This is a genomic window from Aphanizomenon flos-aquae FACHB-1287 (assembly GCF_014698755.1).
Classification (GTDB): domain Bacteria; phylum Cyanobacteriota; class Cyanobacteriia; order Cyanobacteriales; family Nostocaceae; genus Dolichospermum; species Dolichospermum flosaquae.
Genome location: NZ_JACJTO010000018.1, coordinates 39626 through 53692, shown reverse-complemented (window position 1 = coordinate 53692; position 14067 = coordinate 39626). Strand labels below are relative to the sequence as shown.

Here is a 14067-nt window from a genome sequence, read left to right as displayed (position 1 = left end):
CTCTATTCTCAATAGACCATGGATTTTACCTGGGTAAAACGCAAAGATTGTAAAGTTTTATTGCAGAATTTAACACTTGTGATGATAATGATCATCATTGGTAATGTCTTTTAATTCTCCCTCTTATATATTTAAACTTTAAGAGGGATAGGCTATTATCTTACACCTCTATATCTAATTTACTCATCGGAAATCATACTTAATATCCATTCTATCCATCGTCTAACTGTGCTAGAACGTCTGTCAGCAGTTGTATTACTTAAATTTGAATTACACGATAAAATTATTTTAATAAGTTCATTTTTATCCGGTATTTCACCATTTGAAAGGGTAGATTCAAAAGTTTTATAAAAAACCTCATATTGTAAAATTTTTCTTATAAAATATAGTATTTTTATTTTATGCCTTTTTTTTAAATAATCTGTAGTTTCATCAGTTAATTTAAAGTTGATTTCTTTGGTATTTCTGTCTTCAGATTTCTCAACAAATCCAAGATATCTAGCAGCATTAGTATAATAATCAGTCTGTCGTTGATCAAATTGATAATTTGCTGTAATCTCTTCTTTTGTAAGTTCTTTATTTAACAAAATTGTGAGTAAATCTATAATTCTTGCAAATGTATTTGCTTGTGGAAATGGAATATTTTTTGGTTCAGGAGCTATCGTAATAGATTTAAATATTTCAGATACATCATCATGAGTGATTATTTCGGGTGCTATAACATAATTTTTTTGTTCTACCAACTTTATAGAATTGTAATCTAATAAATTCTCGAATTTATATATAAAGAAGCTAAATATATTACTAGAATTAGAGTAAGTCATTAAAACAGGAATTACCTGCTTTCTTCTAATTTTATTAAACCATAGTTGATATGGATAATAAAGCTGCCTAATTAAAAAATTATCCACATCATATAATTTAGCTTCCACCAATACAAAATAATTTTCACTCTCAAACCCTGCATCTATTTCACACTGAGAATTATCAACTTCAATTTGATACTGTTTATTATCTACTCTATCTTTTATAAAAAAATTAAACTTACCTGTAGACATTCGACCATAAACAGTTTGTTTAAAAATTTCTCCATCACTATTAATTAAATCATCTATAATATCTATATTGAAAGCACAACTTAAAGCAGCACTTTCTGAAAAGAGATTACAATAATCTATACTTTCTATACTGGAAGGAAAATCAACAGGAGTAGGCTCTAGAGAAGGGTCATAATCAACTTTTAGGTAAGTATCAAATCTACCTATTATATATTTTTTTCTAGAAATAGGTAATATAGACAGTTTATGTTCTTTAAAAATCTTAGGCAAAGTACCAGAATGATCAAACTTAGCCATTAACCTACTTTCTCTAAATTCATTAATGCTATTTGACTCTATTTCAAAATATCCTATTTCATTGATTTTTTCCAAAATAGAGTATTTTTCAAATAGTGCTTCCCAAGCAACATCATTTTTTGTTTTTGTTTTTTTAATATTTTTATCACTCATAGTTTTTTACTAAAATCTCATCCACTTTACCTCTTTTTTTACCATTACAATTTATCGCTCTTATAGCTGAGATTTTTGTGTGCAGATAATCTTTATATAGGTCTTCGATAAATTCTGTACAAGCATTGCTTAATAAAATATGACAACCCCTACTATTTAGATCATCAAATACCTCTTTTAATCTTCTCTGTTCCTGTTTATTGAAACCGTTAACATCGTAGCCAGTAAAAGAAGCAGTTTCGGAAACTGGATCATAAGGAGGATCGAGATATATAAAATCTCCTCCTTTTGCATCTTTAACAGCTTCTTGAAAATCAGAGTTTAATATTCTAACTTGATTTTCATTTAAATATTTATTAACTGCTTTCAAAACAGCTATATCTAAAATATTTGGATTTTTATATTTGCCAAAAGGTACATTAAATTGACCTTGAGAATTAACTCTAAATAGACCATTATAACAAGTTTTATTTAAGAAAATAATCCTGGATGCTCGTTGAACTTCTGTTTTAGACTTGAAATTCTTTTCTCGATCCCAGTCTCTAATATCATAATAATAATATTCATTATTTTTGTGATTTTTTAAATCCTCAATTAGTTCATCTAAAGAATTTTTAATTATTTTGTAACAATTTATCAATTCAGCATTACTGTCATTAATTACAGCTTTTTTAGGTTGCAAACTAAACAAAAGTGCACCACCACCAATAAAAGGCTCGTAGTAGGTTTGAAGATTATAATTTTTAGGCAGGTGATTGGCTAGAATTGTCGGCACAAGCTGTCTTTTTCCTCCTGCCCACTTTACAAAGGGTTTGACTAACGGATTAACTAATACCATTTTATGACCTGTAAATTATTAAGTGACAATAGTTTATTGATACTATTGTACTATATAATAGATATTTTCGTCTAGAATCCAGATCATACTATATTTGTTGGAAAAATCTGGATTTTTGAGAATTATTGGATTATTCCCAGTTTAATTGACATTCATCTTGATCAAATTCCCAATCAATACATACATCAGATATGGAGTCTATCGAATTTATTATATTAAAAACTTGAAGTTTATCTTCTTGTTGATATAAGCTAACAGCATATAAAATAATTGCAGCTAACCAAAGTAATATTGTAAGATTATTTACCATTCTGTAACGAAATATCTAACTTGTCAAACAACCATTTACACGCACTATCTACGTCTGCAACTTGTTTTCCTGGGGGTACAGGAGGACGATTTACCATCACCACCTTTATCCCTAATTTCCTAGCAGCGATAATTTTAGGATAGGTAGCATTACCTCCACTGTTTTTACTGACAATGGTATCTATATTGTATTTGAGGAGAATTTCCTGTTCATTTTCTAAGTTAAAGGGACCGCGATCGCATAAAATTAGTCCTGGAGGGATGATAACATCAGTATTTGGTGGATCAATCATCCGCATTAAAAACCAAATTTCCTGTAAATGTGCAAAAGTGCCAATTTCTTGTCTACCAATGGTTAAAAATACCCTTTTGGCTCGATTTGCTAAAGTTGTAGCTGCGGCTAAATTATCTTCAACTTCTAACCAGTCATCATCCTCTAGTTTTTCCCAAGGTGGACGAATTACCATTAATCGAGGAATACCGACCTCCTGTGTAGCTGCGGCTGCATTTTCAGAAATCTGATTAGCAAAAGGATGAGTAGCATCAATTAATAGATCAATTTGCATTTCTCGCAGATAATTGGTTAATCCCCGTACACCACCAAAACCACCAGTCCGGACATTACCGGGAAGATTAGCGGGTTCACGAGTCCGACCAGCTAAAGAGGTAATCACCTCAATACCAGGAATATTTGCTATCTTAATAGCCAATTCTACCGCATCACCAATTCCACCAAGAATTAAAACCCTTAACATATATCAGTTGTTGGTACTAGATTCCAGATTTTTAATTTGGTTTTGGAGTTTTTTCACAGGTTGTAAATGGGATTGGTCTAATGAATTACTTAGCCAAATCAAAGTTCCACTAAATAAAGTTACTGTAATAATTAAAATACCCGTTAACATTTTTACCTGTAAATGCAGACGTTTTATCTGATCAATTTGATTTTCTTCTGGAAGTTGAGGAACAGAAACTAAACTAAGATCTTCATTTTCTATCATTACTGCAATCTGTGTTTCTTCTACCCTCATAAATGCAACTTTACCTTGCAACCATTTAGTAATCAAGTCAGGGCAATTTTTCTTAAACCAGTCCCAAGCAAGCATTTTAAATGCAGGTTTAGACATTTTAGTGATAAATTTTAGAGTTTTATTGAGAGTTCCAAACTTAAACCTTTGATTTACTAAATTAACTGAACCCACATCGTAAAGACAATCTATGATTTCTTTAATTGTAATTTCTTCTTGAGAAATTAAGGTTTTTAATAATAGTCTAACTTGATTGATTACTTGCTCCTCATTCTCTTTTTCTTGAGAATTTTGTGTTAAGTGATTTGATATTTTTACCGATTTAGACATATTACGATAATCAGTTTTGGTTTTTTCAACATCTTATACCAAGTCACATTAATTAACAAAATTATATCAGATTCCTACCTATCTACCCTACTTTCTGTCTATTCCCTGTTTCCTCCTTGATGAAACTTGCTAACACCCTGGTAGATCTAAAGCAATTAATAGAGCTTGATCTAAATGCGTCATCACAACTTCCGAAAGTATTCCTCTTAAACGTAGAAAGCGGGTTTTAGATAACACCCGTACCTGATCTGCCATAGCGATTGAGTCCTTCTTCAGTCCGCCATCAGGTGATAGAATTAGCACCTGAGTAGGGTAAACTCGCTTCCCGTCTTGATAAGTAGTACAGGGGACTACTAAAACCACAGGACTAGATAGATTAATCACATCACGACTAACAATAATCACTGGTCGAGTTCCTCCCTGCTCTGAGCCTTCAGTCATTTCTAGACGAGCATCATAAATCTCACCCCTTCTCATCTTGGAGCTTCCTCTAACTGCAACGCCTCCCACTGCGCCGTAGCAAATTCTACCTCTAGTTTGAGAACTTCCGCTTGATAATCTGGATCATTAGCCATTTCTGCTAATGCGGCATCAACTTCTGATCGCTTTTGCAAAGCCAGTTCCCTTCGTAAAGCCTGAGCGACAAAATCATTACGACTTTTCGCTTTTCCTTCCAAAACTGCTTTATCCGTGGCTTCTAGGAGTTCCCTGGAAATGGTTAATGTCGTCCGAACGGTTTCCGTTTTCATAGAGCGTTCATTATTTGATGACTGAAGTGATGTCTTATATCATATCGTTTTCCGCATCAGTTTAGTAAATTTAACTTAGCCATTAAAATTTAAACAGTTAGTTATTTGCAAAACTTTTGCTTCTTTGCCCGATACTTTTCCAATTTATCACCCAAAGCGCCCTGAATTGTGGCAATCTGAGAAATATAACTTCTGGCCATCTGATATTTTAGATACAGAAAATCCACCTATTTAGATTATGCAAACTCTGCCGACTTTAGAAATTACCAACATTACATCTAGTCAACCTGGCTTTGATACCACGATTAAACGCCGCAAAACCCGTCCTGTAAAGGTCGGAGATGTCATCATTGGGGGTGGATACCCGGTAGTGGTGCAATCAATGATTAATGAAGATACCCTGGATATTGATGGTTCTGTCGCGGGTATTCGTCGTCTTCATGAAATAGGCTGCGAAATTGTTCGCGTTACCGTCCCTAGTCTTGGGCACGCTAAAGCATTGGCGGAAATTAAGCAAAAATTAATTCAAACTTATCGTGATGTGCCGATTGTGGCTGATGTCCATCACAACGGCATGAAAATCGCTTTAGAAGTTGCCAAACATATCGAAAAAGTACGAATTAACCCAGGATTATATGTATTTGAAAAACCCAATACCAGCCGCACCGAATATACAAAAGCTGAATTTGACGAAATTGGTGAAAAAATCCGTGAAACTTTAGCCCCTTTGGTAATTTCCTTACGAGATCAAGGTAAAGCCATGCGAATTGGCGTAAATCATGGTTCTTTAGCGGAAAGAATGCTATTTACCTATGGTGACACCCCGGAAGGGATGGTAGAATCTGCCATAGAGTTTATTCGTATTTGCGAATCTTTAGATTTTCATAATGTGGTAATTTCGATGAAAGCTTCACGAGTTCCTGTTATGGTGGCTGCATATCGTCTCATGGCTAAACGCATGGATGATTTAGGTATGGATTATCCCCTCCATCTAGGTGTGACAGAAGCAGGTGATGGTGAATATGGTAGAATTAAATCTACTGCGGGAATTGCCACATTATTAGCTGACGGAATTGGTGATACAATCCGCGTTTCTTTGACGGAAGCACCAGAAAAAGAAATTCCCGTTTGCTACAGCATTCTGCAAGCTTTAGGTTTGCGGAAAACAATGGTAGAATATGTAGCTTGTCCTTCTTGTGGACGGACTTTATTTAATCTGGAGGAAGTGCTGCACACTGTTAGAGAAGCTACTAAACATTTAACTGGGTTAGATATTGCTGTGATGGGTTGTATTGTGAATGGACCCGGAGAAATGGCAGACGCTGACTATGGTTATGTTGGTAAAACCCCCGGTTATATTTCTTTATACCGTGGTCGGGAAGAAATTAAAAAAGTTCCAGAAACACAAGGGGTAGAAGAGTTAATTAATTTAATTAAAGCAGACGGACGTTGGGTAGAACCTTAATTACTTTTATCTGAATCAGGATTTTTGGGATATTAACAATACTGTTTTTATCTTGTTCATCTTTTAATCCTAGATATCCTGATTCAGGCAATGCTCCTAAGTGGCAGCTTATGTTAATTTTACTCTAAATCAGGTTCTATACCTAATGATTTTAATTGAGCTATTAATCTTTCTGTTTTTTGTCTTTCTAATTCAGCCTTTTGTCTTTCTAATTCAGCCTTTTGTCTTTCTAATTCAGTATTTTGGCGTTCGTTTTCGATACTGGTTAATATCCAATTTCCGTTTTGATCATACCAACGTAACCAAGGCATTGTTACACCTTTATAATTACCTATCCAGACCCCCAAGCCTAATTCTAGTCCGGGAATCCAAAAGCGATCATCGACTAATTCTATTTCTGTAAAAATTCCTCCATTTAGCTTAAACATTCTAAATTTTGATTGGTATCTGTCAAATATTGCGTAATAAGGAACTCGCAAAATTTGTTCATAAACTTGCCATTTTCCTGGCGGTTTTTCCGAATCTCTTAATGACTGTCCTAAATCTTCTTTTTCTGTTCCTGGTGATAGCAATTCAATAACTATATAAGGATTTACTGCTTCTTGCCATACTACATAACTTAATCTTAAATCTCGATTTTCATACAGATATGGGACTCCTAAAACTGCAAACCAGTCTGGTCTTTTGTACCATGATGTATGACGTAAATCATAATAGAGATTTATGTCTGTTCCTGTAAATATTTCTTGCCAATTATACTTAGGGGGACAAAATGTGTCTGTTAATAATTGTGGTTGAAATACATGAAATTGATCTGGCAAACCAGGTTCCTCCGGGTTCTCGCTAGGAAGGTCATACATTGTGGGTAATGTTACTTTAGGAGAAAGTGGCGGATCTATTTGATACATTTTTCACTGTCCTAAATTTCAATATTCTTTATTTATTATACTCAACATACGTTAATTGCTTGTTTCCTAGCTTGGAAATAAACCGGAGCTAAACATTCCAGAAAATAATTATAGCGTTTCCCAGTTTAATGAAGTACACACCCTGAAGGTGTGCGAGGTATTTTACTCTATTTCTATTTCTACTTTGTCTCCACGTTCGAGTTCCCAGAGAATTTGATTACCTTCACGTCTTACCCGTGAAACTATCCAATTTCGCCAACGCCATTCGTCACCACGGCTGGTAACGGCGCTAGAGTGGACACTCATTAGGTCTGCTAATTCTGAACTAGTAATTAGGTAGCCTTTTTCGGCAATTTCATCCGCAATACGCAAGGTTTCTAGTAAGTTGCGAAGTTGTAAAACCCTGATTTCTGTAGGTTGTTCGTTGGTTGTCGTCGCGGTCGGTGTTGTAAATGATTCCATAGTGTTTATATCTAATGCGGAGGGACTGCTTTCCAGTGTATTTTGATTAATTATTGTAGAGCTTGTATTTTCAGATACTTTTGCTACGCTTATTTCCCCAATTTTAGGTAAAGTTTCGTGAAGCAATTCGGGTAATGACTGTTTTAGGTGGGGGATTTTGTGGTTTGCGAAAGAACGCGCAATGACATCACAGCGTTCATTACCAATATTACCAGAATGTCCTCGGACGTGTTGCCATTGTATCAGTCGGCTATTGAGTTGATCAAGAATTTCCAAAAGATCTTGATTTTGGACAGGATTACCATCTGATTTTTTCCAACCCTTCTTTTTCCAACCTGGCATCCATTTGGTAATAGAATTAATCAGATACTCGCTATCAGTGTACAGGGTAATAGGTTGAGTTTGTCTAGATAATTTGAAAAATTCTAAGGCAGCGATCGCTGCTTGCATTTCCATTTTATTATTAGTAGTATACTGGGCTGAATCACCCATTTCATGAATTGAACCATCATCAAAATAGACTACTATACCCCAACCCCCAGGACCGGGATTACCTGTACAAGCACCATCTGTGTATATACTTTCAATTATGCGTTGATTAGACATGATCAAGAATTGCTATATTATTGATAACGGTACATTAATTCTAATTTGATAACATCAGTAAAACCCCAATTTTGATAAAATGGAATCATTTCTGGTAAACAGAAAAGAGCAATATTTTCAACTTCTTTTAATTGGGGATGATTAATGACTTCATTTAATAATTTAGCACCAAATCCCATTGTTCTATAATTAGATTTAATAATGACATCATAAAGAACTCCGCGATAAACAAAATCAGTCAGAATCCGACAAAAACCAATTAGTTCTTTTTCTTGATTTATTAAAGCGATAATAATATCAGATGCAGCCAACATTTTGACAACACCTTGATATGTTCTGTTTTTACTCCAAAATTCATTTTTGTATAATTCTACAAGTTGGGAAATTTGGGTTTCATTCAATTGGTTAACTACTTGATAATTCATGGTTTTAATTTTATTAATCACCTAAATTCGGCGATTTATGCAAAGGAGTTGATAAACCATCAATACTGATAAGATTGTTCTTTTGTTGATATTCCTTAATTCCTTTTTCCCCTTTTTTGTTAGCCCAATTAACTAAAGTATCTCTTTGGCCAAGACATTCATAGAGGGGAACACCAAACCCACAGGAAGTTTGCACTCGTTCAATATCTGCAATAATAATTTGTCGAGTTCCCGGAAGAGGAGGAAATAAAGGATAGAGAGAATTCCAGTCGTTAGAATCCGGTAATATAGTTTGTCCTTGACCATAAAGACGGAGAATACAGGGAGGATCTTGAAAAGCACAAAACATCAAGGTTATTCGCCCATTTTCCTGTAAATGAGCGGATGTTTCATTACCGCTACCTGTTACATCTAAATAACCAATTCGGTGGGGGGAAAGAATGCGAAAACTGTCTAAACCTTTGGGAGAAAGGTTAATATGGCCTGTAGAACTCAGAGGTGCAGTTCCGACAAAAAATATTTGTTGAGTGATAATGAACTTTTGCAATTCTTCGGTGATAAAATCAAAAACTTTAGCCATAAATTTAGTATTTTGTACTATTCTAGTAAAGAATAACCTTTTTAGGAAATGTCGTCAATTTTTTTTCCGCCACTTATTCAAAAAATTAATAGTCAAATTGCACATAAAGCAGATGTTAAATTATACGTCTTGCGTCTTGATCTTATGCACCCCCAAATTAACGGGAATAAATGGTTTAAACTAAAATATAATCTTGTAGAAGCTCAGGAGAAAAATTTATCTACGATTTTGACCTTTGGAGGTGCTTATTCTAATCATATTTATGCTACCGCAGCCGCAGGAAATATTTTTGGACTCCGCACTATTGGGGTAATTCGTGGAGAAGAAAATAGTCCTTTAAATTCTACTTTACAATTTGCAGTTACACAAGGTATGGAATTAGTATATATTGATCGTCAAACATATAAACAACGTCATACAGAAGAATTACAAAACCAATTAAAACAGCGATTTGGGAAAGTATTTATTATTCCTGAAGGAGGTTGTAATTTAAATGGTATGCGTGGTTGTATAGAGATACTAGAAACAATTGAAGGATTTAATACTATTTGTTTAGCTTGCGGTACAGGAACAACATTAGCAGGAATAATACTATCATTAAATCAATCACAAAAAGTAATTGGTTTTCCTGTTTTAAAAGGTGGTGATTTTCTCAATCAAGATATTAATGACTTACTAAAAAATTACCTAAATTCTGACTTACCCACACCCATTAATTCTCCCGCACCTTGGCAACTTATATCTGATTATCATTTTGGTGGTTATGCTAAGATAAATAATAAGTTAAAACTATTTTGTCAAGATTTTCAAGAACAACATCATATACCTTTAGATTATATATACACAGGAAAAATGTTTTATGGAGTTATGGATTTAATAGCAAAAGGATTTTTTGAGTCGGAATCTTTACTTTTAATTCATACTGGTGGTTTACAGGACAGAAGTAAGAGTAATTTGCAATACCCTTGCTAAAATTATCTTGAAGCCATCCCAATTTTATAAGTTTTATGACCTAATATGTGACAAATTGGCGCAAGTATTGATTTAATGACAAATTATTTTTTAAAAAAGGTTGTTTCCAGTACAATTTTTGTGTTAGCTTCTGTGGTGAATGTGTATAACATTAGTAAACTACCTCAAACTATTTTTTAATGGGAGGTCAGGTAATGGCTATAGCTAGTATTAACCCTACCACTGGGGAAACACTGAAAACTTTTGAGCCGCTGAAAAATTCAGAAATTGCTGCTAAATTAGATATAGCAGGAAAGGCTTTTGAAAAATATCGTCAGACCAGTTTTTTAGAGCGCTCCCACTGGTTAGAACAGACAGCAATAATTTTAGACCAAGAAAAGGCAGATTTAGGGAAATTGATGACCCTGGAAATGGGTAAAACATTAAAAGCGGCTATCGCTGAAGTTGAAAAATGCGCCCTTGTTTGTCGTTATTACGCCGAAAATGCCCCTAGTTTTCTTGCTGATGTCACCATTAAAACCGATGCTGCTCATAGTTTTATAAAATATCAACCTTTAGGCGTAATTCTCGCCGTCATGCCCTGGAATTTTCCCTTTTGGCAAGTTTTCCGGTTTGCAGCACCAGCACTCATGGCGGGCAACGTGGGCTTACTCAAACACGCATCTAATGTACCACAGTGCGCCCTGGCAATTGCAGATATTATCAACCGTGGAGGTTTTCCGACAGGTGTATTTCAAACATTGTTAATTGGGGCTGCTCAAGTTAGCGATTTAATGGCTGATAATCGGGTTAAAGCTGCTACTTTAACAGGTAGTGAACCAGCGGGAATATCCCTAGCGGTTGCATCTGGGAAACAAATCAAAAAAACTGTTTTAGAATTGGGAGGTAGTGACCCATTTATTGTTTTAGAAAGTGCTGATTTAGAAACAGCAGTTTCTACCGCAGTTACAGCGAGAATGTTGAATAATGGACAATCTTGTATTGCGGCTAAACGCTTTATTATTGCTGAGGCTGTTGCTGATAAATTTCAAAAATTGCTGTTAGAAAAATTTCAAGCTCTGAAAATTGGTAATCCTATGGACTTAGATACAGATTTGGGACCATTGGCAACTTTTGATATTCTCCAAGAATTAGACGAACAAGTTAAAAAAGCCGTTAAAAGTGGTGGAAAAATCCTCACAGGTGGACATTCTTTAACAGAAATGCCAGGGAACTTTTACCCGCCAACAATTATCATAGATATTCCTGTTGATACACCAATTGCTCAAGAAGAATTTTTTGGTCCTGTGGCATTATTATTCCGAGTTCCTGATATCGAAGCGGCCATTAAACTAGCGAATGATACTCCATTTGGTTTAGGTGCAAGTGCATGGACAACAAATACAGAAGAACAAAATCACCTAATTCAAGAAATTGAAGCCGGGGCAGTATTTATTAACAGCATGGTCAAATCTGATCCTCGTTTACCTTTTGGTGGCATTAAACGTTCTGGCTACGGACGAGAATTAAGTATTCAAGGTATTCATGAATTTGTGAATATCAAGACCATTTGGGTGAAGTAGGGGCGAACGGCCGTTCGCCCTTACAGGACGACCGTTTATCCGTACTGCGGTTCGCCCGTACAGGAGTTCAGGAGAAAGAGAGAAGAAAGAAAAAAATTAAGCAATTACCAATTACCAATTACCAATTACCAATTACCAATTACCAATTACCAATTACCAATTACCAATTACCAATTACCAATTACCAATTACCAATTACCAAAATTATGAATACCGCAGAATTATTAGTACAGTGTTTAGAAAATGAAGGAGTTCAATATGTTTTTGGACTTCCTGGAGAGGAAAATCTGCACGTTTTAGAAGCTTTAAAAACATCATCAATTCAATTTATTACCACCCGTCATGAACAGGGTGCAGCATTCATGGCCGATGTTTATGGTAGATTAACAGGAAAAGCCGGAGTATGTCTTTCTACTCTTGGACCAGGGGCAACTAATTTAATGACAGGAGTAGCAGATGCTAATTTAGATGGTGCGCCATTAGTAGCAATTACAGGCCAGGTGGGAACAGATAGAATGCACATTGAATCCCATCAATATTTAGATTTGGTGGCTATGTTTGCCCCAGTTACTAAGTGGAATAAACAGATTGTTAGACCGAGTATTACACCTGAAGTTGTCAGAAAAGCTTTCAAAAGATCGCAAACAGAAAAACCCGGTGCAGTTCATATTGACTTACCGGAAAATATAGCCGCTATGCCCGTAGAAGGCAAACCTTTAAATAAGGATAATAGTGAAAAAACCTATGCTTCCTTTGCTAGTATTCGCGCTGCTGCTGCGACAATTTCCCAAGCAATTAATCCCATTATTTTAGTAGGAAATGGTGCAATTAGGGCTAAATCTAGCGACGCTGTCACCCAATTTGCTACCCAAATGAATATTCCTGTTGTAAATACTTTTATGGGTAAAGGAGTAATTCCCTATACTCATCCTTTAGCGCTTTGGTCTGTGGGATTACAACAACGAGATTTTATTACCTGCGGTTTTGATAATACAGATTTAGTTATAGCTATCGGCTATGATTTAATTGAATTTTCTCCCAAAAAATGGAACCCTGAAGGGACTATTCCTATTATTCATGTAGCAGCAACTTCTTCAGAAATTGATAGTAGTTATATTCCCCAAGTAGAAATAGTGGGAGATATTTCTGATTCTTTGAATGAGATATTAAAATTAGCAGATAGACATAATAAACCCAATCCCTATTCTATCGGCTTACGTGCTAATATTCGGGATGATTATGAAGAATACGCTAAAGATGATGAATTTCCTATTAAACCGCAAAAATTAATTTATGATTTGCGGCAAGTTATGGGACCAGATGATATTGTGATTTCTGATGTTGGTGCACATAAAATGTGGATTGCTAGACATTATCATTGTCATAGTCCCAATACCTGCATTATTTCTAATGGTTTTGCAGCCATGGGTATTGCTATTCCTGGTGCATTAGCAGCCAAATTAGTCTATCCCAATCGTAAAGTTGTCGCTGCTACTGGTGACGGTGGTTTTATGATGAATTGTCAAGAATTAGAAACAGCTTTGCGAGTTGGAACACCATTTGTAACTTTGATTTTTAATGACGGTGGCTATGGTTTAATTGAGTGGAAACAAGAAAATCAATTTGGGGCTGGTAACTCATCTTTTGTCCATTTTGGTAATCCTGATTTTGTCAAATTTGCCGAAAGTATGGGATTAAAAGGTTATCGAGTGGAATCTGTAGCAGACTTTGTTCCCCTACTTAAAGAAGCACTCGCGCAAGATGTTCCAGCGGTGATAGATTGTCGGGTAGATTATCGAGAAAATCGCCGTTTTACTAAAAAAGCCGGTGAGTTAAGCTGCGAAATTTAAATCATTGTAGGGTAGGTATTTTCCCAATCTTGAAATCCTATCCCACAATCTCAGATATCCTGAATACGGAGCGGTTTAGCAGTGCTAAATCTCCACAAATCTAGGTCTTTATTGATTTTATTTATTGTGGTTCTTTAGCACTTGTTATGCTAATAACTGTGTATTCTCAATTAGGGTTAACACAATACAAAGAATTAGGGTCTTTGTAATTTCGATGAGTTGCTTTCTTCAATGATTCAGCCTTGTGTTTTTGTTGACAATATTCATCCAAATTAAGGCCTACTAAACGAATATCGTCTGAAGGACTCTGCATAAATATACCAGAATCATAAAATCTTGTCAAATCTACTACAATGGTAATTATCAAATTATTCAATAATATAAAAGAGAATTTATGTATTTTACCTTGATTTTTTCTACCCTTAAATACTCCTGCTAGTATTCCCCACAGGGATCTTAATTAAATAGACACTCT

At 35.1% G+C, this 14067-nt stretch carries 14 protein-coding genes; 4 read left to right on the top strand and 10 right to left on the bottom strand.

Annotated elements, in window-relative coordinates; translation table 11 throughout:
• Positions 1-179 precede the first annotated feature (179 nt).
• The 6 genes from H6G44_RS10550 to H6G44_RS10525 form a co-directional block, all read right to left on the bottom strand.
• Positions 180-1508, bottom strand: coding sequence for a type II restriction enzyme (locus H6G44_RS10550; protein ID WP_190385723.1), 1329 nt, complete (start codon positions 1506-1508; stop codon positions 180-182).
• Complete coding sequence (locus tag H6G44_RS10545; protein ID WP_190385722.1) at positions 1501-2346, bottom strand: DNA adenine methylase; 846 nt, start codon at positions 2344-2346, stop codon at positions 1501-1503. Before H6G44_RS10545 ends, H6G44_RS10550 begins: the two co-directional genes overlap by 8 nt.
• A gap of 299 nt (positions 2347-2645) precedes the next feature.
• A complete protein-coding gene (locus H6G44_RS10540) occupies positions 2646-3410 on the bottom strand; it encodes a cobalt-precorrin-6A reductase (RefSeq protein ID WP_190385721.1) in 765 nt (254 codons plus the stop codon).
• A 3-nt stretch (positions 3411-3413) separates the two neighbouring features.
• Positions 3414-4013, bottom strand: coding sequence for a hypothetical protein (locus tag H6G44_RS10535; RefSeq protein WP_190385720.1), 600 nt, complete (start codon positions 4011-4013; stop codon positions 3414-3416).
• Between the two features lie 129 nt (positions 4014-4142).
• A complete protein-coding gene (locus H6G44_RS10530) occupies positions 4143-4490 on the bottom strand; it encodes a type II toxin-antitoxin system PemK/MazF family toxin (RefSeq protein WP_190385719.1) in 348 nt (115 codons plus the stop codon).
• Positions 4487-4762, bottom strand: coding sequence for a ribbon-helix-helix domain-containing protein (locus H6G44_RS10525; protein ID WP_190385718.1), 276 nt, complete (start codon positions 4760-4762; stop codon positions 4487-4489). Before H6G44_RS10525 ends, H6G44_RS10530 begins: the two co-directional genes overlap by 4 nt.
• Positions 4763-5000: 238 nt before the next feature.
• On the opposite strand from H6G44_RS10525, the gene ispG reads away from it, so the two are divergent.
• Entirely contained in the window at positions 5001-6227 is a 1227-nt protein-coding gene (gene ispG / locus H6G44_RS10520) for a (E)-4-hydroxy-3-methylbut-2-enyl-diphosphate synthase (protein ID WP_190385717.1), read from the top strand.
• A 119-nt stretch (positions 6228-6346) separates the two neighbouring features.
• On the opposite strand, the gene H6G44_RS10515 is transcribed toward ispG, so the two are convergent.
• The 4 genes from H6G44_RS10515 to H6G44_RS10500 all read right to left on the bottom strand — a co-directional run bounded on the left by H6G44_RS10515 (position 6347) and on the right by H6G44_RS10500 (position 9208).
• Positions 6347-7135, bottom strand: coding sequence for a Uma2 family endonuclease (locus H6G44_RS10515; protein ID WP_190385716.1), 789 nt, complete (start codon positions 7133-7135; stop codon positions 6347-6349).
• Positions 7136-7297: 162 nt separating this feature from the next.
• The gene (gene rnhA / locus H6G44_RS10510; RefSeq protein ID WP_190385715.1) at positions 7298-8203 is read right to left on the bottom strand and encodes a ribonuclease HI; all 906 of its coding nucleotides are present in this window, start codon (positions 8201-8203) and stop codon (positions 7298-7300) included.
• Between the two features lie 17 nt (positions 8204-8220).
• A complete protein-coding gene (locus H6G44_RS10505) occupies positions 8221-8628 on the bottom strand; it encodes a GNAT family N-acetyltransferase (RefSeq protein WP_190385714.1) in 408 nt (135 codons plus the stop codon).
• Positions 8629-8641: 13 nt separating this feature from the next.
• Positions 8642-9208, bottom strand: coding sequence for a pyridoxamine 5'-phosphate oxidase family protein (locus H6G44_RS10500; RefSeq protein ID WP_190385713.1), 567 nt, complete (start codon positions 9206-9208; stop codon positions 8642-8644).
• Positions 9209-9256: 48 nt separating this feature from the next.
• On the opposite strand from H6G44_RS10500, the gene H6G44_RS10495 reads away from it, so the two are divergent.
• From H6G44_RS10495 to H6G44_RS10480, 3 genes are all read left to right on the top strand, one after another.
• Positions 9257-10180: a 1-aminocyclopropane-1-carboxylate deaminase/D-cysteine desulfhydrase gene (locus tag H6G44_RS10495; RefSeq protein WP_190385712.1), complete on the top strand. Its 924-nt coding sequence runs from the start codon at positions 9257-9259 to the stop codon at positions 10178-10180.
• Positions 10181-10374: 194 nt separating this feature from the next.
• Positions 10375-11742 carry an NAD-dependent succinate-semialdehyde dehydrogenase gene (locus H6G44_RS10490; protein WP_190385711.1) on the top strand — a complete coding sequence of 456 codons (1368 nt, stop codon included), beginning with the start codon at positions 10375-10377 and terminating at the stop codon, positions 11740-11742.
• Positions 11743-11948: 206 nt separating this feature from the next.
• A complete protein-coding gene (locus H6G44_RS10480) occupies positions 11949-13592 on the top strand; it encodes an acetolactate synthase large subunit (RefSeq protein ID WP_190385751.1) in 1644 nt (547 codons plus the stop codon).
• Positions 13593-14067 lie beyond the last annotated feature (475 nt).

Excerpts from the sequence above, each read along its gene's own strand:
- rnhA (WP_190385715.1), bottom strand. The coding sequence starts at position 8,203 with ATGTCTAATCAACGCATAATTGAAAGTATATACACAGATGGTGCTTGT.
- H6G44_RS10535 (WP_190385720.1), bottom strand. The coding sequence starts at position 4,013 with ATGTCTAAATCGGTAAAAATATCAAATCACTTAACACAAAATTCTCAA.
- H6G44_RS10495 (WP_190385712.1), top strand. The coding sequence starts at position 9,257 with ATGTCGTCAATTTTTTTTCCGCCACTTATTCAAAAAATTAATAGTCAA.
- H6G44_RS10550 (WP_190385723.1), bottom strand. The coding sequence starts at position 1,508 with ATGAGTGATAAAAATATTAAAAAAACAAAAACAAAAAATGATGTTGCT.
- H6G44_RS10545 (WP_190385722.1), bottom strand. The coding sequence starts at position 2,346 with ATGGTATTAGTTAATCCGTTAGTCAAACCCTTTGTAAAGTGGGCAGGA.
- ispG (WP_190385717.1), top strand. The coding sequence starts at position 5,001 with ATGCAAACTCTGCCGACTTTAGAAATTACCAACATTACATCTAGTCAA.
- H6G44_RS10530 (WP_190385719.1), bottom strand. The coding sequence starts at position 4,490 with ATGAGAAGGGGTGAGATTTATGATGCTCGTCTAGAAATGACTGAAGGC.
- H6G44_RS10525 (WP_190385718.1), bottom strand. The coding sequence starts at position 4,762 with ATGAAAACGGAAACCGTTCGGACGACATTAACCATTTCCAGGGAACTC.
- H6G44_RS10505 (WP_190385714.1), bottom strand. The coding sequence starts at position 8,628 with ATGAATTATCAAGTAGTTAACCAATTGAATGAAACCCAAATTTCCCAA.
- H6G44_RS10480 (WP_190385751.1), top strand. The coding sequence starts at position 11,949 with ATGAATACCGCAGAATTATTAGTACAGTGTTTAGAAAATGAAGGAGTT.
- H6G44_RS10515 (WP_190385716.1), bottom strand. The coding sequence starts at position 7,135 with ATGTATCAAATAGATCCGCCACTTTCTCCTAAAGTAACATTACCCACA.
- H6G44_RS10540 (WP_190385721.1), bottom strand. The coding sequence starts at position 3,410 with ATGTTAAGGGTTTTAATTCTTGGTGGAATTGGTGATGCGGTAGAATTG.
- H6G44_RS10490 (WP_190385711.1), top strand. The coding sequence starts at position 10,375 with ATGGCTATAGCTAGTATTAACCCTACCACTGGGGAAACACTGAAAACT.
- H6G44_RS10500 (WP_190385713.1), bottom strand. The coding sequence starts at position 9,208 with ATGGCTAAAGTTTTTGATTTTATCACCGAAGAATTGCAAAAGTTCATT.